The organism is Streptomyces sp. enrichment culture (genome assembly GCF_964273145.1).
Lineage (GTDB): Bacteria > Actinomycetota > Actinomycetes > Streptomycetales > Streptomycetaceae > Streptomyces.
On record NZ_OZ186873.1, the window covers coordinates 3,052,501 to 3,070,710 of the forward strand.

The following is an 18,210-nucleotide window of genomic DNA, read 5'->3' on the forward strand; positions in this document are numbered from 1 at the left end:
GCACCGCCGGAGCTTTCCAGCCTCACGGATGCCCGTGAAACTCGTATCCGGTATTAGACCCCGTTTCCAGGGCTTGTCCCAGAGTGCAGGGCAGATTGCCCACGTGTTACTCACCCGTTCGCCACTAATCCACCCCTGAAGGGGCTTCATCGTTCGACTTGCATGTGTTAAGCACGCCGCCAGCGTTCGTCCTGAGCCAGGATCAAACTCTCCGTGAATGCTTCCCCGTACTCGGGGCGACACACACGAGAGCGGTGCGAGAGGAGGAATAATCCCCCCGCACACAGCATCCTCGCTGTGATTTTTCAAAGGAACCTCGACCATCGGAAAGATCCGACGGACGGGGCATCAACATATCTGGCGTTGACTTTTGGCACGCTGTTGAGTTCTCAAGGAACGGACGCTTCCTTCGTACTCACCCTCTCGGGCTTTCCTCCGGGCGCTTCCCTTCGGTGTCTCCGACTCTATCAGATCGTTTCCCGATCCGATTTCCTCGGCGCTTTCCAGGTTCCCGCTTCCGCGTTTCCCTTTCCGGCGATTCCGACTCTATCAGATCCTTTCGGGCCTGATTCCCAGTCAGCGGGAGTTGTCTTCCCGGCCCTTGGGCCGTTCCGACGTCTCAAACCTTAGCGGATCTTCCCGGCGATTCCCAATCGAGTCGTTGGACTCAAGCGGAGCGTCGAGTTCCTACCGGAATTGAATTCGAGCATGTCGAAAACACCCCGGCGGGAGGATCGTGCTGGTGGTTTGAGTGCCGCTCTCGGCGGCGGGAGGTGCTGCCGCAGAACCGTTACGGCCCCGTGGCAACCCGAAGAACCTTACGGATCGGGCAGGGGGCTGTCAAGCAACGCTGTCAAGATCTTTTAATCCAGGTCGCTGAGCCGGCCGTCGGCGTCCGGCTGGGCGTGCTCCACCCTGCGCAGGAGGCGGGTGAGGACCTCGCCGAGGGCCGTCCGCTCCTCCGGGGACAGGTCCTGGAGGAGGTCCTCCTCGAAGACCGTGGCGAGGCGCATGGCCTCCAGCCACTTCTCCCGGCCCTCCTGGGTCAGCTCGACGATGACGCGGACGCGATTGGACTCGTCGCGCTCCCGGGTGACCAGGCCCTCGGTGACCATGCGGTCGATGCGGTGGGTCATGGCGGCGGGGGTCAGACCGAGGCGCTTGGCGAGGTCACCGGGGCCCATCCGGTAAGGGGCGCCGGAGAGGACGAGCGCCTTCAGGACCTCCCACTCGGCGTTGCTGATGCCGAGGGCGGCGGTCTGGCGGCCGTAGGCGACGTTCATCCGGCGGTTCAGGCGGGAGAGCGCCGAGACGATCTTCTCGACCTGGGGATCAAGGTCCTGGAACTCGCGCTGGTAGGCGGCGATCTGTTCTTCGAGTGTCGGCTCACTGGCGCCGGAGGTGTCGCCCATGGGCGCAGTATCGCACGTGACGCCTTTGCCTTGAAGTCCTTCACTATGTACTCTTTAGCTTCGAAGTTTATCTTCGAAGACTTCAGGCTTCAGTCTTCGGTGACGCAGAGAGAGCAGAGAGAGGTGAACGTGACCAGGGCGAAGGGCGCAGCGATGCGCCGGATCCACGTGGGCAACGCACTCAGTGCGTTCGGGCTCGGTTTCACCGTCCCCTACCTGTACGTCTACGTGGCGCAGGTGCGGGGGCTGGGTTCCGTCACGGCGGGCCTCGTGCTCGCCGTCTTCGCCGTGGCCGCGCTGATCGTGCTGCCGTTCGCCGGGCGGGCCATCGTCCGGCGGGGTCCGCTGCCGGTGCTGCTCGCCTCCTTGGCCGCCGCCGCGGTCGGGGCGCTGGCCCTGGGGCTGGCGAGCAGTGCCGCCGCCGTCCTGCTGTCGGCCGCCGCGCTGGGCGCGGGGCAGGCCGTGATGCAGCCGGCGCTCGCGACGATGATCGTGGACTGCTCGTCGACGGAGACGAGGTCGCGGGCGTTCGCGACGCAGTTCTTCCTGCAGAACCTCGGCCTCGGTGTCGGCGGGCTCATCGGCGGGCACCTGGTCGACGCGTCGAGCGCGTCGTCGTTCACGCTGCTGTTCGCGATCGAGGCGGCGATCTTCCTGCTGCTGGTCGTGGTGATGGCGACGGTGCGGACGCCGCGTGCGCCGCGGGTCGAACAGGCGCCGGGGCAGTCGGGCCGGGGGGACTGGAAGCAGTTGCTGGGCAACCGGGCCATGGTGCAGCTGTGCGTGCTGGGCTTCGTGCTGTTCTTCGCCTGCTACGGGCAGTTCGAGTCGGGGCTGAGCGCGTACGGGACCGAGGCCGCCGGGATCTCGACGTCCGCGCTGGGGACCGCGCTGGCGGCGAACACGCTGATGATCGTGGTCGCCCAGTTCGCGGTGCTGAAGTTCGTGGAGCGGCGGAAGCGGTCGCGGGTGATCGCCGCCGTGGGGCTGATCTGGGCCGTGGCGTGGGCCGTGGCCGGGTACGCCGGGCTGGGGCACGGCAGCCAGACCATGGCGACGGCCGCGTTCATCTCGACGTACGCGCTGTTCGGGCTGGGTGAGGCGATGCTGTCGCCGACGCTGGCGCCGCTGGTGGCCGACCTGGCGCCGAGCGGGATGGCCGGGCAGTACAACTCCGCCTTCGCCCTGGTGAAGCAGCTCGCGCTGGCGATCGGGCCGGCGGTGGGCGGTCCGCTGGGGGCCTCGCTGCACGCGCCGTACATCGTGGCGTTCCTGCTGTTCTCGCTGGTGATCACGGTGCTGGCGCTGCGGCTGGGGCGCCTGCTCACCCAGGCTCAGGACCAGCCGTGGGCGGTGCGCAGCCGGGTGGTCTCGCGGGGTGACGGGCCGGTCGCCGAGCCCGTGCGCGCGGACGCGTAGCCGGGCGTCCGGCCGCGGCCCTCAGCGGTTCGGCAGGACGAACTCGCACCACACCGCCTTTCCCCCGCCCGGTGTGAGCCGGCAGCCCCAGTTCGAGGTGATCGTCGCGACGATGGCGATGCCGCGGCCGGACTCGTCGCCGGGTTCGGCGCGGCGGCGGCGGGGCAGGTGGTCGTCGCCGTCGGTCACCTCGACGATCAGGCGGCGGTCGGTGCGGCGCAGGCGCAGGCGCATGGGGGGCGTGCCGTGCTGGAGGGAGTTGGCGACCAGTTCGCTGGCGGCCATGACGCCCAGGTCGTGCAGGTCCGTGGGGAAGCGCCAGCTGGTGAGGACGCCGGAGGCGAAGGCACGGGCGCGGGGGGCCGCTTCCACGCCGCCGAGCAGTTCCAGGGCCGCGTTGCGGAACAGTTCGCCCTCCGGGCCGGTGCGGGCCGGGTGCTGGAGGACCAGGACGGCCACGTCGTCGTCGTGGTCCGCGGCGACGCCGGCCGAGCGGACCAGGCGGTCGCAGACGACCTGGGGGGTGCCGGTGGCGCCGGCCAGGGCGCGTTCCAGGGCGGCGATGCCCTCGTCCAGGTCCTCGTTGCGGCGCTCCACCAGGCCGTCGGTGTAGAGGACGGCCGTGGAGCCGGGGGTGAGGGGGACCGAGCCGGAGGTGTGCATCCAGCCGCCGGTGCCCAGGGGCGGGCCCGTGGGTTCGTCGGCGCGGTGGACGGTGCCGCCCTCGTCGCGGACCAGGATCGGCAGGTGGCCGGCGGAGGCGTACACCAGGCGGCCCTCGTTCGGGTCGTGGATGGCGTACACGCACGTGGCGATCTGGTTGGCGTCGATCTCCGCGGCCAGGCCGTCGAGGAGCTGGAGGATCTCGTGCGGGGGGAGGTCGAGGCGGGCGTAGGCCCGCACCGCCGTGCGGAGCTGGCCCATGACGGCCGCCGCGCGGACGCCACGGCCCATGACGTCGCCGATGACGAGGGCGGTGCGTCCGCCGCCGAGGGTGATCACGTCGTACCAGTCGCCGCCGACCGCGGCCTCCGTGCCGCCGGGGTGGTAGGTCGCGGCGATGCGCAGGTCGTCCGGTTGTTCGAGCTTCTGGGGGAGGAGGGAGCGCTGGAGGGTGACGGCCGTCTCGCGCTGGCGGCGTTCGCTCGCGCGCAGGCGTGCGGCGGCCTCGGCGTGGTCGGTGACGTCGGTGGCGAAGACGAGCACGCCGCCGGTGTCGCCTTCGGTGACCGGGGTGCAGGTGAAGGTGTAGGAGCGGCCGTCGGGGGCCTTGCGGGCCTTGAGCGTGCGGGGCCGGCCGCTGCGCTGGACCTGGTCGAGCAGCGGGAACAGGCCGAGTTCGTCCAGTTCGAGGAGGGTTTCGCGGGCCCGCCCGCCCAGGGGGCGTACGCCGAAGGCCGCGGTGTAGGCGTCGTTGAGGTAGGCGATGCGGTGGTCGGGGCCGTGCAGGAGGGCGACGAGGGCCGGGACGTGGTCGAGGACCTCGCGTGCCGGCAGGTCGTCGACGGCCGGTACGGGGGGTGGCTCGTCGGCCGGCTGTCCGGCGCGTGCGGTGGGCACGGAGCTCTCCCCCGGCCGGTCCGGGGAGATCGTCGTACCGGTTCGGCCCGCGGCGGGGCGCCGCGTTCCGGGGAATCGGGCGCCCCAGCGCGTGAAGTTCGTGAGGTTCACGAATCCTTGCCTCGTGTAGTCGTCGTCGGCCGGCACCGGGACCGGCCGGCCCCGGGGGGCCGCGGGGGTGGGCGGCGGCCCGCCCGCGGTGCCGGCCCAGTCTGGCAGTGGGCCCGGCCGGGCCGGCGTCATCCGTCAGACGCCGGCCCGGCCGGGGGAGTTCCTGACTCCGTTCAGGACGACCCCTTCGGGTTGCGCGGGGGTTCCTCAGGAGGCTTTCCCCCGGCCGCGAGTTCGAACTCCGCTCGGGGGTGTTCGAGCGAACCCAGGGAGACGATCTCGCGCGCGAAGAGACCGGAGAGGGCCCATTCGGCCAGGACGCGCGCCTTGCGGCCGGCGGTGGGCATGCGGCTGAGGTGGCGGGCGCGGTGCAGCAGCCACGCGGGACGGCCCCCCAGGTCGCGCCCGCGCACGTGGGCGACGCCCCGGTAAAGGCCGAGGGAGACGACGGAACCCGCGCGCCGGTGGGCGTACGTCGTCAGGGGTTCGCCGCGCAGGGCGTGCGCGATGTTGTCGCCGAGGACCTCGGCCTGCCGCACGGCGTGTTGCGCGTCGGGCGCGCACTCGGCTCCGGGGACGGGCGCGGTGACGTCCGGTACGGCCGCGGCGTCACCGGCCGCCCACGCGTGCGGGGCGCCCTCGACGGTCACCTGGGGAGTGCACTTCAGCCGTCCGCGCGGGGTGCGGGGCAGGTCGGTGGCGGCGAGGAGCGGATGGGGCCCGGCGCCGGCCGTCCAGACGACCGTACGGGTGGGGAAGCGGGTGCCGTCGCCCAGGACGGCGACGCGGCCCGCGCAGGACTCCAGGCGGGTCCCCAGCCGCACGTCGACGTTGCGGCGGCGCAGTTCGGTGACCGCGCGGCGGGCCAGTTCCCCGCAGGCCTCGGGCAGGACCCGGTCCGCGGCCTCGACGAGCACCCATCTCATGTCCTCGCGGGTGACGTTGTGGTAGGAGCGCGCGGCGCGGCGGGCCATGTCCTCCAGTTCGCCCAGGGCCGCCACGCCCGCGTAGCCGCCGCCGACGAAGACGAAGGTGAGGGCGGCGTCGCGCAGCGCGGGGTCGCGGGTGGAGGAGGCGATGTCCAGCTGCTCCAGGACGTGGTTGCGCAGGCCGACGGCCTCCTCGACGGTCCGGAAGCCGATGCCGTGCTCGGCGAGGCCCGGGACGGGCAGGGCGCGCGCGACGGAGCCGGGGGCGAGGACGAGTTCGTCGTACTCCAGCCGCCGTGCGCCCGTACCCTCCTGCTCGGTGGCGGGGGTGGTGACGGTGGCCGTGCGGGCCGCGTGGTCGATGGCCGTGGCCTCGCCGATGAGGACGCGGCACCGGCCGAGGACGCGGCGCAGCGGTACGACGGCGTGGCGCGGGGAGAGCGAGCCGGCGGCGGCCTCGGGCAGGAACGGCCGGTACGTCATGCAGGGGTCGGGCGTGACGACGGTGATCTCTGCCTGCCCGCGCCGCAGTTCGCCCTTCAGCTTCCGCTGGAGTCGCAGGGCCGTGTACATCCCGGCGTAGCCGCCGCCGACAACGAGAATGCGCGCGCGTTCCTTCACCCTCCCATGACGCACCCGGCCCTTGTGTTTGTCCACAGGCCCGGCGATTCGTGTGACCGCCGGGTGCGGGGGAGCGACGCCGGCCGGGTCACCGTGCCGTGCGACAGCCGCGCAGGTCAGGACGTGCGCGCCGGGGAGCGGGAAGCGGCGCGGCCGGAGGGGGCGCGATCCGTACTCCGATCGGAGGGAACTCCGTGCGGAACCTGCCCCTTCTGAATTGACTCACGCTCAACTATGTTCGTCCCAACGGGGTGTGGGGGGATGAGCGCTCATTCGGGTCCGCGACGGGCGGGGCCGGCAGCCGGGCCCGTTCCGCACGCTCCGGCTTTCAGGCGGGGAGAGTCTCCGGGGGGAGACGTCATTACCGGGGGATTGTCTATGCATGTTCAGGACTCTCATGGGACCACCGGGCGGCCGGGAGCGGCCGGGCAGTCGGCGGCGTCCGTATCGTCCGTGCCCTCCATGGCGTCCGCGCCGTCCGCGCCGTCCGCGGGCGCCGGGCCCGGCGGGGGCGCCGGTCGCGGGGACGCGGCGCGCACGACGCCGCTGCGCGTGGACGCGCAGCGCAACCTGGAGCACGTGCTGCGGGCGGCGCGCGAGGTGTTCGGCGAACTGGGGTACGGGGCGCCGATGGAGGACGTGGCGCGCCGGGCCCGGGTCGGTGTCGGCACGGTGTACCGGCGCTTTCCCAGCAAGGACGTCCTGGTGCGGCGGATCGCCGAGGAGGAGACCTCCCGGCTGACCGACCAGGCGCGGGCGGCGCTCGGCCAGGAGGACGAGCCGTGGTCTGCGCTCTCGCGCTTCCTGCGCGCATCGGTGGCCTCGGGCGCCGGGCGGCTGCTGCCGCCGCAGGTGCTGCGGGTGGGGGTGCCGGACGAGCCCGGTGCCGATGCCGCGCCCGGGGAGCACCGGGTGCCGCAGCAGCGGACGCAGCCGGGCGCCGGTGAGCTGCGGCCGGTGTCCGGGGAACGGGCGGTCGGCGGTGGCTCCGGCGCCACGGGCGCGGCGGCCGTGGCCGGCGCCGCTCCGGGGCCGGTTCCCGCCGCGGACGACGCCGGAGCGGCGGCGCTGCTGGAGGTCGTGGGCCAGCTGGTGGAGCGGGCGCGGGCGGCGGGCGAGCTGCGGCCGGACGTGTCGGTGTCGGACGTCCTGCTGGTGATGGCGACGGCGGCTCCCTCCCTGCCGGACACGGCCCAGCGGGCGGCGGCGTCGGCGCGGCTGCTGGACATCCTGCTGGACGGGCTGCGGTCGCGGCCGGCGTGAGGAGGACGGCCGCCGCCGGACGGTGAGGAGGACGGCTACCGCCGGACGGTGAGAGGAACGACCCCGTCGCGGCGGTGAGGAGGACGGCCCCCGTCGCGGCGGTCCCGCCGGTGATGCCGCGCTCGCGGCCCGGACGGAGCCGGGCCCGCCGCAGCGGCCGGCCGTCCTCCACGGCGCACCGGGCCGGACGAGGACGTTCCGTCGGTGTCGGCGGGGCGCTGCCCGTGCCCCGCGGGCCCGCGGCCGGCCGCGGCGGGAGGGACCGTGCCGGGGGCGTCCGCCCCGCCACCGCGGGCACCCCGCCCCACCCGCGGGCGAAGCCTCACCCCCGCCGCACCACGGCCCCCGCCCCCAGCGCCCCCCGCTGCGGCGCGATCCCCGCCGGCACCGCGCGTTGGCGGCCGGCCGTGCCCGTCCAGCAGGTGCCCCGCCGCGCCAGGAGGCGCCGGAGCCACAGCTCCAGGGAGACCAGGTCGGCCAGCCCGTCCAGCGGCAGCGGCTCCCCCGCCGCGGCCCCCCGCAGCGCCTTGCGCACCACCCTCGCCTCGACCAGCCCCGCCTCCGCGAGCAGCGGCGTCTCGAACAGCGCCAGCAGGGAGTCCGCGGCCGCCCGCAGCCCCATCCGCGCCGCCGCGGCCGCCACCTCCTGTGTCGGCGCCCCCCAGCCGGGCGGCAGCCCGCTCACCCCGGCGCCCTCCAGCACCGTACGCAGTATCGTCGCGCGCGCCCCCGGCCGTACCCGCAGCGACTCCGGCAGGGCCCGGCACGCGCGGACGACCTGGTTGTCGAGGAACGGCGCGTGCAGCCGCTGGAAGCGGACCTCGGCGGCCTGCTCCAGCACCCGCACCCGGGCCGCCTGCCGCGCCAGCGCCGCACGCGCGCGGAAGTCGCCCGGCCGCTGCCCCGGCCCCAGCCCGGACCGCTGCGTCGCCGCCTGCAGGCGAACCGATACTTCGGCCAGCGCCTCCCCGGTCAGCCACCGCGCCGCAGGGCCGGGTCTTCCCCAGGTCAGTGCGGCGAGCGACGCCTCCACCGCGCCGCCACCGGCACCGTCCGGCCCGCCCCCGGGCCACCCGGCACCGCCCCCCGGCTCCTCGAACCGCCTCCGCAGCAGCCGCTCGGCGAGATCCTCCAGTCCCGCCCGGTACGGCGTCCGCGCCAGCCGCCGCGCCGCGACGTACACGCGCGCGGGGACCGTCATCGAGCCCACCACCGAGCCGTCGGCCTTCGCCAGGGCGGCCACCGGCCGCACGACGTGGCGCCGTTTGCGGTCCATCAGCAGGTCGGCCAGCCGCGCCGGATGCGCGTCCAGCACCTGCCGCGCGCCGTGCCCCGTGAAGTGGTCCGCGCTCCCGGCCGCCAGTCGCGCCCGGTGCCGTGCCGCCGACACCAGGCACGGCGCGGGTTCGTCCGTCAGCGGTCCGTCCAGGTCGGCGTACGGCAGCGTCTCCTCGCCCCCGGTCACCACCACGTGGTGCAGCCGGGGGCCGGCGGCCAGCGCCCCCGCCCGTTCCAGCTCGGCCTCCCGCCCGCCGACGGCCAGGTCGTTGAAGGTGACGGCCAGCAGCCGTTCGCCCGCCTCCGTGCCACCGTGCCCGAGCACGGTCCCGGGTCTGCCGGGCAGTCCCGCCGCGAGCAGCGCCAGCGTGCCGGAGGCCGGTCCGCCCGACAGGTCCGCCCCGATCCCCGGGGCCGGCATCCCGCGCGCGGCGCGCCGGTCGGCGGGTCCCATCCCGGGCACGGGCCCGGGGTCGAGGCCGTCACCGGGGTACCCGGGGACGTGCCGGGGCGCGGCGAGCCGGGTCCGCACGGCCTCCACGAGCGCCTCCCGCACGCCGTCCACCGCGCTGCGGGGGTCGGCCGGAGGCGCGGCCACCGCCAGGGAGGCGACCGGCTCGTACCCGGTGACCTCCCGGGCCCCGGCGCGCAGGATCAGCGCATGCCCCGGCGGAACGCGCTTCACGCCGTCGTAAGGGGTGGCGTCGCCCAGCGCGGCCGGTACGTCGGGGGTGGCCAGCAGCGCGGCGAGGTACCCGAAGTCGAGGTTGGCCTCGACGAGGTCGGCCAGCGGCAGCGCGGCCGTCGCGTACGCCGTGCCGCCCGCCCAGGGGGTGTGGAACACGGGCCGCGCACCGGCGAGGTCGCCGCACACGGTGATCCTCCGCCCCACCTGGACGACGGCCGTGTAACTGCCGGGCCAGGCGGTCAGGTGGCGCAGCGCGCCCCCGCGCGCGGCGAACAGGGCGACGCGCAGCTGCTCGTCCGTCGCCCCGCAGATGCCGAGGACGGCGATCCGGGTCAGCGCGTCGGCCTGGACGACGCGCACCTCGTCGGGGCGCCAGTCGCCGACCGCCCACAGCGGATCGGGGTCGCCCCACAGGAGCTGGGCGCCCACGGGCTGTACGGCCTCGCCGTCGTATCCGGTGGCTCCCGCGGAGCCGGGCCCGGCGACGCCGGCGGCCCCCGCGGCGGTGCTGCTCCATCCCACCAACCACCGCATCGACGCCTCCGCAGGCCGTGGACAACCAGTGCACCGTACGAACTGGTTCCCCATGCTGCCATGAAGGGCACGCGCCGAAGGTCCGGCGGAGCCGCTCGCGCTCCCGTGAATGCGCCCCCGCGGCTGCCCCCGTGAGCCCCCGGGGCGCCCGGCCATCGCCCGGCAGTGCTCCCCGCCGCGCTCCGCCGCACCACATCACGGCGTGAATGCGCCCCTTGAGCACGCCCCTTCGTCGCCTGATGCGCCACCAAGTGCCGTGGTGAACACGGCAACACCCCCGAACCCGTCGGGTCTATTTTCAGCCAAATCATGGACACGGAGCGTGTTCGAACACGCTTCGCGCAGGCTCCGCACGCCCTCGACGGGCGCACGGTCCGGGAGGCGCGGCACGCCTCCCGGACCGGTCCGCCGCCCGCGGGGATGGAGGCGGCGGTGTCCCCCAGCCCACTGGATCCAGTACAGCGGGCCGACCCACGCAGGAGCCATGGAAGCGCTCCCCCGGCGACCGGAGGAGAGCGCACGGCCGGGCGCACGGCCACACACCGGGAGCACACGGCAACAGTCCGTACAGAAGCCGCACTTGAGCACGGACCACAATCCCGCCATCCGGAACAGGGCCCCTTAACGCTTGGGATTCGGCGAACTACGCTGGGTTTACGAATGCCGCACGGTTATGCCAGCGCGGCAGCCGTCTGTGTCGAGGGGTGGCGCATGTCCAGGGAGCAACGCGGGCCGAACGAGAAGCTCGGCGCCGTTCTCGCCCTCGCGGGAATCTCGAACGCGGGCCTCGCCCGGCGCGTCAACGACCTCGGCGCCCAGCGCGGCCTGACGCTTCGCTACGACAAGACGTCGGTGGCGCGCTGGGTGTCGAAGGGCATGGTGCCCCAGGGCGCGGCGCCGCACCTCATAGCCGCCGCCATCAGCCAGAAGCTCGGCCGCCCGGTGCCGCTCCACGAGATCGGCCTGGCGGACGCGGACCCCGCGCCCGAGGTGGGCCTCGCCTTCCCCCGAGACGTCGGGCAGGCGGTCAAGTCCGCCACGGAGCTGTACCGCCTCGACCTCGCCGGCCGCCGCACGGGCTCGGGCGGCATCTGGCAGTCGCTGGCCGGATCGTTCGCGGTGAGCGCATACGCGACGCCCGCGTCGCGCTGGTTGATAACCCCGGCCGACAGTTCGGTGGCGCGCGAGGCGGGCCCGGCGGAGGGCCCCGGCACGCCGCTCAAAGTCGGCCACAGCGATGTGCAGAAGCTGCGGGAGGCCGCCGAGGACGCCCGCCGCTGGGACTCCAAGTACGGCGGCGGGGACTGGCGTTCGTCGATGGTCCCCGAATGCCTGCGCGTGGAGGCCGCGCCCCTGCTGCTCGGCTCCTACTCCGACGAGGTCGGCCGCGCCCTGTTCGGCGCCGCCGCCGAACTGACCCGGCTCGCCGGCTGGATGGCCTTCGACACCGGCCAGCAGGAGGCGGCCCAGCGCTACTACATCCAGGCCCTGCGCCTGGCCCGCGCGGCGGCCGACGTCCCGCTCGGCGGCTACGTGCTGGCCTCCATGTCGCTCCAGGCGACCTACCGCGGCTTCGGCGACGAGGGCGTCGACCTCGCGCAGGCCGCCCTGGAGCGCAACCGCGGCCTGGCCACGGCCCGCACGATGAGCTTCTTCCGCCTGGTCGAGGCCCGTGCCCACGCGCGCGCGGGTGACGCCCAGGCGGCGGGCGCGGCCCTGAAGGCCGCCGAGAGCTGGCTGGAGCGGGCCCGCCCCGGCGACCACGACCCGACGTGGCTCGGCTTCTACTCCTACGACCGCTTCGCCGCCGACGCCGCCGAGTGCTACCGCGACCTGAAGGCCCCCCGCCAGGTCCGCCGCTTCACCGAGCAGGCCCTCTCCAGGCCGACCGAGGAGTACGTCCGCTCCCACGGCCTGCGCCTGGTGGTGTCGGCGGTCGCCGAACTGGAGTCGGGCAACCTGGACGCGGCCTGCGAGCAGGGCGTGCGCGCGGTCGAGGTCGCCGGGCGCATCTCCTCCGCCCGCACCACCGAGTACGTCAAGGACCTCCTGCACCGCCTGGAGCCCTACGGCGACGAGCCGCGCGTCGTCGAGCTGCGCGAACGCGCCCGCCCCCTGCTCATGGCCCCGGCCTGACCGCACCGCCCGCCCGGGTTTGGAGGCATTGTCAGTGGCGCAGTGCACTATCGGACCCGGGAGGTGGAGCAGGTGGCGCGACAGAGAGCCGCTGACGACTGCGACGTGCTGGTGATCGGCGGCGGGATCGTCGGCCTGTCGACGGCGTACGCGATCACCCACGCCGCGCCCGGCACCCGGGTCACGGTCCTGGAGAAGGAACCGGGCCCGGCCCACCACCAGACGGGCCGCAACAGCGGCGTCGTCCACAGCGGCATCTACTACCGCCCCGGCTCCCTCAAGGCCCGCTACGCGGTGCGGGGCGCCACGGAGATGATCAAGTTCTGCGCGGAGTACGGCATCGCGCACGCCGTCACCGGAAAGCTGATCGTCGCCACCGACCGCGCGGAGCTGCCCCGCCTGCACGCGCTCGTGCAGCGCGGCCGGGAGAACGGCATACCGGTACGGGAGCTGGGTCCGGCCCAGATCGCGGAGTACGAGCCGGAGGTCCGCGGCCTGGCCGCGATACACGTCGGCACCACCGGGGTCTGCGACTACACCGCCGTCGCCCGGCAGCTGGCCGAGTCCTCCGGCGCGCACGTCCGCTACGGCGCCCGGGTGGTCCGCATCGACCGCAGACCGGCCCTCGGGGTCGCCGCGCTCACGCGCTCCGGCGACATCGTCCGCGCCCGCGTCCTGGTGAACTGCGCCGGTCTGTACTGCGACGAGATCGCCGGGATGACGGGGGACGACCCCGGCATGCGCATCGTGCCGTTCCGCGGCGAGTACTACGAACTGGCCCGGCCCGACCTCGTGCGGGGCCTGGTCTACCCGGTGCCGGACCCGGCGTTCCCCTTCCTCGGGGTGCACCTGACGCGGGGCGTCGACGGCGGCGTGCACATCGGCCCGAACGCGGTCCCGGCCCTGGCCCGCGAGGGTTACGGATGGAGCACGGTCCGCCCCCGCGAGCTGGCGTCCACCCTCACCTGGCCGGGCTCCTGGCACATCGCCCGGCGCCACTGGCGCCACGGCGCCGGCGAGCTGCGGCGCTCCCTGTCCAAGGTCGCCTTCACCGAAGCGGTGCGCAGGCTGCTGCCCGCCGTGACCGAGGACGACCTGGTGCCGGCGGCGGCGGGCGTACGGGCCCAGGCCGTCCTGCCGGACGGGACCCTGGTCGACGACTTCCTGATCCGGGAGGGCGCCCGCGCGGTGCACGTCCTGAACGCGCCGTCCCCCGCGGCGACGGCGTCCCTGCCGATCGGCAGGGAGGTGGCGAGACGGGCGCTGGCGGCCCTGGGCCGTACCTGACCCGGCGCCGCAGCCCTCCTTCCCCTCCCCCTCCGCCCCTCTCCCCTCTTCCTCCCCCGCCGAACGCACGGCACCTCCTCCCCCGCGGAACGCACGGCACAGGCCCCGCCGCCCCCACCCCCGTAAAATCGGCCCCACTGTGTCTGACTCCCGTAACGCCCCCGAGGCTCCCCAGCCCCCCGCCCCCTCCCGCCCCAAGGGCGAGCCCCGTTTCCCGGAAGGCCCGAAGGCCGACCCGGCCGGCTCGCACTTCGAACGGCGGATCCGGAGCTTCCAGCCACGTCGCAGCCGCGTGACCGCGGGACAGGCCGACGCGCTGCAGCGGCTCTGGCCCACGTGGGGCCTCGACATCGACGGGCAGCGCGTCCTCGACCTCGCCGAACTCTTCGGCAACACCCGCCCCGTCGTCCTGGAGATCGGCTTCGGCATGGGCGAGGCCACCGCCCAGATGGCCGCCGCCGACCCGGACACCAACATCCTCGCCGTCGACGTCCACACCCCCGGCCAGGGCAACCTCCTCAACCTCGCCGAACGGAACGGTCTGTCCAACATCCGCGTCGGCAACGGCGACGCGATCATCCTGCTGCGCGAGATGCTCACCCCGGACTCCCTCGACGGGCTCCGCGTCTACTTCCCCGACCCCTGGCCCAAGAAGCGGCACCACAAGCGCCGGCTGATCCAGCCGGAGTTCCTGACCCTCGCCGCGACCCGCCTCAAGCCGGGGGCGATCGTGCACTGCGCCACCGACTGGGAGCCGTACGCCGAGCAGATGCTCGAGGTGTTCACCGCGCACCCCGACTACGAGAACACCCGGCCGGACGGCGGTTTCGCGCCGCGTCCCGCCTACCGCCCCCTCACCCGTTTCGAGGGCCAGGGACTGGACAAGGGACACGTGGTGAACGACCTGCTCTTCCGCCGCGTCCACCGGAACCAGTCCCCCACCGGCGCCTGAAGTCGGCTGCTCCCTGCGACGGCGCCTCCCGCCTCGTTAGGGTCGATGCCGTGGCCACCTGTCCCCCGCACCCGACGACGTACCCCAGCGGCCCGCCGAGCGGCCCGCCGAACAGCCCGCCGGGCGGCCCCCTGCGGAGCGCGCACCCGCACTGGTGGCAACGCCCCTGGGTGCGCTACGGCGCGCCCACCACCCTCCTCGCCCTCTCCGGCCTCGTCATCCTGGCCCTGGTCCGCGAGGAGACCGGCACGCGGGGGTTCCTGGTCGGCCTCGCCCTCGCCGTCCTGCCGGTCCCCCTGCTGATCGCCGCGTTCCGCTGGCTGGACCGCGTCGAACCCGGCCCCTGGCGCAACCTGCTGTTCTCCTTCGCCTGGGGCGCCTGCGCCGCCGCGCTCATCGCGATCGTCGCCAACAGCTTCGCCACCCGGTGGATAGCGACCGCGACCGCCGACCCGGAAGGCGCCGACACCCTCGGCGCCACCGTCATAGCCCCGGTCGTCGAGGAGTCCGCGAAGGCCGCCGCCGTCCTGCTGGTCTTCCTCTTCCGCAGACGGGACTTCACGGGGATCGTGGACGGCGTCGTCATAGCCGGCGTCACCGCCACCGGCTTCGCGTTCACCGAGAACATCCTCTACCTGGGCACCGCCTTCGGCACCGACCAGCTCACCGGCGGCACCGGCGTCGCCTCCGTCACGGCGGCGACCTTCTTCGTGCGCGTCGTGATGTCGCCGTTCGCGCATCCGCTGTTCACCGTGCTCACCGGCATCGGCTTCGGCGCCGCCGCGCTCTCCGCGGACCGCCGTCCGGTCCGCCGGGTGCTGTTCCCCTCGGCCGGGCTGCTGCTCGCGATGGGCATGCACGCGCTGTGGAACGGCTCGGCCGCCCTCGGCGGCTACGGCTTCTTCGCGGTGTACGCGGCGTTCATGGTGCCGGCGTTCGGCCTGCTGACGTGGCTGGTGATCTGGACGCGGCAGCGTGAGCTGAGGACGGTGCGGACCGAACTGCCGCCCTATGTCGCGGCCGGCTGGCTGACCCCGGCCGAACCGTTCGCGCTGGGCTCGATGCGGGCGCGCCGCATCGCCCGGGAGTACGCCCGGCACCACGCCGGGAAGGCGGCGGCGCGGTCGGTCGCGCAGTACGAGGCGTACGCGACTTCGCTGGCGTTCCTGCGCCACCGGGGCCGCCGGGGCCGGGCGGGCGCCGACTTCGCCGTGCGGGAGGGGGAGCTGCTGCGGGAGCTGTGGAGCCGCCACGCGGTGGCCCGCCCGGCGCTGGACCACGCCGCACGGGTCACCGCGCCCCCGCCCCCGGTCATGGTGGCGCCGGCCCCCTGGACGGCGTACGGCCCGACGGCCCCGTACCGGCCGCACCCCCACCCGCAGCCGCCGCAGCCCCACGCCCAGCCGCCGCAGCCCCACCCGTATCCCCAGTACAACCCGTACCGCACGTAGGGTCTTTCGTTTGGATCAGGTCGGATCAGGGAGCGGGACCTGGTGCCGTGCATCGCAAGGCGGAGGAGGGCGCCATGGCGGAGCCATGGCAACCGACGACAACGCGGCGAGGCACGGCACCAGGCCCCGCGAGCCCGGCATGATCCGAACGAGAGGCCCTGGACGGCCGCCGGGCGCCCCCGGACCGTTCCGTCAGGCGGACGCCTCCGACAGCCTGCCGAGCTCCGCCTCCGTCAGGGTCAGCTCCGCCACTCCCAGCAGTGCCGGAAGCTGCTCCACGGTCCGGGCGGACGCGATCGGCGCGGCCACCGTCGGCTGGGCGGCGAGCCACGCCAGGGCGACCGTGGCCACCGGCGCGTCGTGGGCCTGGGCGATCTCGTCGAGGGCGGCGAGGACCCGCTGCCCGCGCTCGGTCCGCAGGTGCTGCGCGGCCCCGCCCGCCCGCGGGCTGTCGACGGTGGTGCCGGGCCGGTACTTGCCGGTGAGGAACCCGGAGGCGAGGGCGTAGTACGGGACGGCGGCGAGCCCCGCCCGCCGGGCCACGTCCTGGAGCTCGCCCTCGTAGGTGTCGCGCGAGACGAGGTTGTAGTGGGGCTGGAGCGCCACGTACCGGGCGAGTCCCTCCCGCTCGGAGAAGTCCAGGGAGGCCCGCAGCCGCTCGGCGGAGATGTTGGAGGCGGCGATGTGCCGCACCTTGCCCGCCTTCACCAGCTCGTCGAGGGCGCCGATGATCTCCTCCACCGGCACCTCGGGCTTGTCGAAGTGGGTGTAGTAGAGGTCGATGTGGTCGGTGCCCAGGCGGCGCAGGGAGGCGTCGGCGGCGGCCTTGATGTTGGCCGCGGACAGGCCCGGGTACTCGGGGTGCTGGCTGACCTTGGTGGCGATCACGACGTCGGCGCGGTTGCCGCGGGCCTTGAGCCACTTGCCGATGAGGGTCTCGGACTCGCCGCCGCTGTTGCCGTCGACCCACGCGGAGTAGGAGTCGGCGGTGTCGACGAAGTTGCCGCCGGCGGCCGTGTAGGCGTCGAGGACGGCGAAGGAGGCCGCCTCGTCGGCGGTCCAGCCGAAGACGTTGCCGCCGAGGGCGAGCGGGAAGACCTCCAGGTCGGAGGAGCCGAGCTTGCGAAGAGGAGTCATGCTCCTCCACAACACCGGTGGCGAGTACACCTATTCCGTGGACCCGCCGGCCCGGCCGTCCCGCCCCGTCCTCAGAGGGTGAGCCCCTTGCTCCGCAGCCAGGCCGCCGGGTCCACGCCGGAGGCGGATCCCTCGGGGTGCACCTCCAGGTGCAGGTGCGCGCCCGTGACGTTCCCGGTGGCGCCGACGCGTCCGATCACGTCCCCGGTGGAGACCTTCTGGCCGACGCTGACACTGATGGAGGACTGGTGGGCGTACCAGATCTCCGTGCCGTCGTCGAGGGTGAGCACCGTCTTGTAGCCGTAGGAGCCGTCCCAGCCGGCCGAGGTGATCGTGCCGCTGTGCACGGCCTTGATCAGCGTGCCCGTGGGGGCGGCGAAGTCGAGGCCGGTGTGGTGGCCGGAGGACCAGTACGGGCCGGCCTGCCCGAAGGTGGAGGTGAGGGTGTACGAGGAGGTCGGCAGCGCGTACTGGCGGGCGAGCGCGGCGAGCCGCTCGGCCTCGGCCTTCTTGCGGGCCTCCTCCTCCGCCTTCGCCTTCTCGGCGGCGGCCTTGGCCTCGGCCTCCCGCTCCGCCTCGGCGGCGGCCCGCGCGGCCTCCTCCTCGGCGGCGCGGGCGGCGGCGGCGAGGGCCTCGCTCTCGGCCTGGTCCTGCTGCTGCTCGGCCTGCGCCATGATCCGGGCCCGCAGTGCCTCGCCGGGGTCGGCGGTGCCCTGCCCGGTGCCGGCGGAGGCCGTGCCGATGCCGCTGAGCGGGGCGGCCGGGGTCTGTGCCGCGGCCTCCTCCTCGTCGTCCGCGACGAGCGAGCCCACGGACGACAGGTCGGGCATGGTGATCGACACCGGCGGCTTGCCGGACTGCGCGCCGGCCATGCCGCCCGCGCCGACGGCGGCGATGACACCGACGCCGAGGACGGTGGAGCTGCGGGCGAGTCCGCCGCGCTGCTTGACGACGCGGTGCCGGCCGCGCACGGCGCGGACGGACTCCGCGGTGGGGTTCCACTCCTCGAAGGGGCCCTCGCCGGGGAGGGGGCCGCCGGGGCCGAGGGTGTCGGTGTCATGCCGGCTCGGCGTGAACGGGGCCTCGGGGGCAGGCCGGTTGGACGCCACGTGGGCGCGCTCCTTTCCTTCCTTCTCCGCCTACCGGGTTAGCTGACGGGTTCGGAGCAGGAAGGTCTCCTACGCGCGTATACCTGCCGTGTCTCCACGGCGGCGTACGCCCGATTCACCCCAAGGTGGTGGTTCCCCGGTTCCCTGACGGGATTCGGCGCGTGCGCGCGGAGCCGTCTCCTGTGACGGCCGGGACGACCGCGCTGCGTTATCGAACGTTAATAGACGCGAGGCGCGTATTCCAAGCCGTTCCTCTTGATCGTTAAAGATTTCCAGGGGGGCGAACAGGTCACTAACGTATCATTACGGGCTAGTTGACCGCC

At 74.1% G+C, this 18,210-nt stretch carries 12 protein-coding genes, 1 rRNA gene and 1 riboswitch (1 of these 14 only partly in view); of the genes, 6 read left to right on the forward strand and 7 right to left on the reverse strand.

Annotation, left to right across the window (positions count from 1 at the left end; translation table 11 throughout):
* Nucleotides 1-218 (reverse strand): 16S ribosomal RNA (locus ACSU6Z_RS13760) (it extends 1,309 nt beyond the left edge of the window).
* A 645-nt stretch (nucleotides 219-863) separates the two neighbouring features.
* Nucleotides 864-1,412 carry a MarR family winged helix-turn-helix transcriptional regulator gene (locus ACSU6Z_RS13765; protein ID WP_437045679.1) on the reverse strand — a complete coding sequence of 183 codons (549 nt, stop codon included), beginning with the start codon at nucleotides 1,410-1,412 and terminating at the stop codon, nucleotides 864-866.
* Between the two features lie 153 nt (nucleotides 1,413-1,565).
* Between ACSU6Z_RS13765 and ACSU6Z_RS13770 the strand changes: the two genes are divergently transcribed.
* Nucleotides 1,566-2,831 carry an MFS transporter gene (locus ACSU6Z_RS13770; RefSeq protein ID WP_437050298.1) on the forward strand — a complete coding sequence of 422 codons (1,266 nt, stop codon included), beginning with the start codon at nucleotides 1,566-1,568 and terminating at the stop codon, nucleotides 2,829-2,831.
* A gap of 21 nt (nucleotides 2,832-2,852) precedes the next feature.
* On the opposite strand, the gene ACSU6Z_RS13775 is transcribed toward ACSU6Z_RS13770, so the two are convergent.
* Nucleotides 2,853-4,502 carry an ATP-binding SpoIIE family protein phosphatase gene (locus ACSU6Z_RS13775; protein WP_437045680.1) on the reverse strand — a complete coding sequence of 550 codons (1,650 nt, stop codon included), beginning with the start codon at nucleotides 4,500-4,502 and terminating at the stop codon, nucleotides 2,853-2,855.
* 173 nt (nucleotides 4,503-4,675) lie between these two features.
* Nucleotides 4,676-6,052 carry an NAD(P)/FAD-dependent oxidoreductase gene (locus ACSU6Z_RS13780; RefSeq protein WP_437045682.1) on the reverse strand — a complete coding sequence of 459 codons (1,377 nt, stop codon included), beginning with the start codon at nucleotides 6,050-6,052 and terminating at the stop codon, nucleotides 4,676-4,678.
* Between the two features lie 378 nt (nucleotides 6,053-6,430).
* Between ACSU6Z_RS13780 and ACSU6Z_RS13785 the strand changes: the two genes are divergently transcribed.
* A complete protein-coding gene (locus ACSU6Z_RS13785; protein ID WP_437045684.1) occupies nucleotides 6,431-7,315 on the forward strand; it encodes a TetR/AcrR family transcriptional regulator in 885 nt (294 codons plus the stop codon).
* Nucleotides 7,316-7,637: 322 nt separating this feature from the next.
* On the opposite strand, the gene ACSU6Z_RS13790 is transcribed toward ACSU6Z_RS13785, so the two are convergent.
* Nucleotides 7,638-9,815 (reverse strand): asparagine synthase-related protein, encoded by a 2,178-nt coding sequence (locus tag ACSU6Z_RS13790; protein ID WP_437045686.1) that lies wholly within the window; start codon nucleotides 9,813-9,815, stop codon nucleotides 7,638-7,640.
* 711 nt (nucleotides 9,816-10,526) lie between these two features.
* On the opposite strand from ACSU6Z_RS13790, the gene ACSU6Z_RS13795 reads away from it, so the two are divergent.
* The 4 genes from ACSU6Z_RS13795 (at nucleotide 10,527) to ACSU6Z_RS13810 (ending at nucleotide 15,641) form a co-directional block, all read left to right on the forward strand.
* A complete protein-coding gene (locus ACSU6Z_RS13795; protein ID WP_437045687.1) occupies nucleotides 10,527-11,951 on the forward strand; it encodes an MFS transporter in 1,425 nt (474 codons plus the stop codon).
* A gap of 72 nt (nucleotides 11,952-12,023) precedes the next feature.
* Nucleotides 12,024-13,238 (forward strand): L-2-hydroxyglutarate oxidase, encoded by a 1,215-nt coding sequence (gene lhgO, locus ACSU6Z_RS13800; RefSeq protein WP_437045689.1) that lies wholly within the window; start codon nucleotides 12,024-12,026, stop codon nucleotides 13,236-13,238.
* A gap of 139 nt (nucleotides 13,239-13,377) precedes the next feature.
* Nucleotides 13,378-14,190 carry a tRNA (guanosine(46)-N7)-methyltransferase TrmB gene (gene trmB / locus ACSU6Z_RS13805; RefSeq protein ID WP_437045691.1) on the forward strand — a complete coding sequence of 271 codons (813 nt, stop codon included), beginning with the start codon at nucleotides 13,378-13,380 and terminating at the stop codon, nucleotides 14,188-14,190.
* Nucleotides 14,191-14,240: 50 nt separating this feature from the next.
* Complete coding sequence (locus ACSU6Z_RS13810; protein ID WP_437045692.1) at nucleotides 14,241-15,641, forward strand: PrsW family intramembrane metalloprotease; 1,401 nt, start codon at nucleotides 14,241-14,243, stop codon at nucleotides 15,639-15,641.
* Between the two features lie 192 nt (nucleotides 15,642-15,833).
* On the opposite strand, the gene ACSU6Z_RS13815 is transcribed toward ACSU6Z_RS13810, so the two are convergent.
* Both ACSU6Z_RS13815 and ACSU6Z_RS13820 read right to left on the reverse strand, forming a co-directional pair.
* Entirely contained in the window at nucleotides 15,834-16,778 is a 945-nt protein-coding gene (locus ACSU6Z_RS13815; protein WP_437045693.1) for an aldo/keto reductase, read from the reverse strand.
* 71 nt (nucleotides 16,779-16,849) lie between these two features.
* A complete protein-coding gene (locus ACSU6Z_RS13820; RefSeq protein WP_437045694.1) occupies nucleotides 16,850-17,887 on the reverse strand; it encodes a M23 family metallopeptidase in 1,038 nt (345 codons plus the stop codon).
* Nucleotides 17,888-17,899: 12 nt separating this feature from the next.
* Nucleotides 17,900-18,057: riboswitch (cyclic di-AMP (ydaO/yuaA leader) on the reverse strand.
* Between the last annotated feature and the right edge of the window lie 153 nt (nucleotides 18,058-18,210).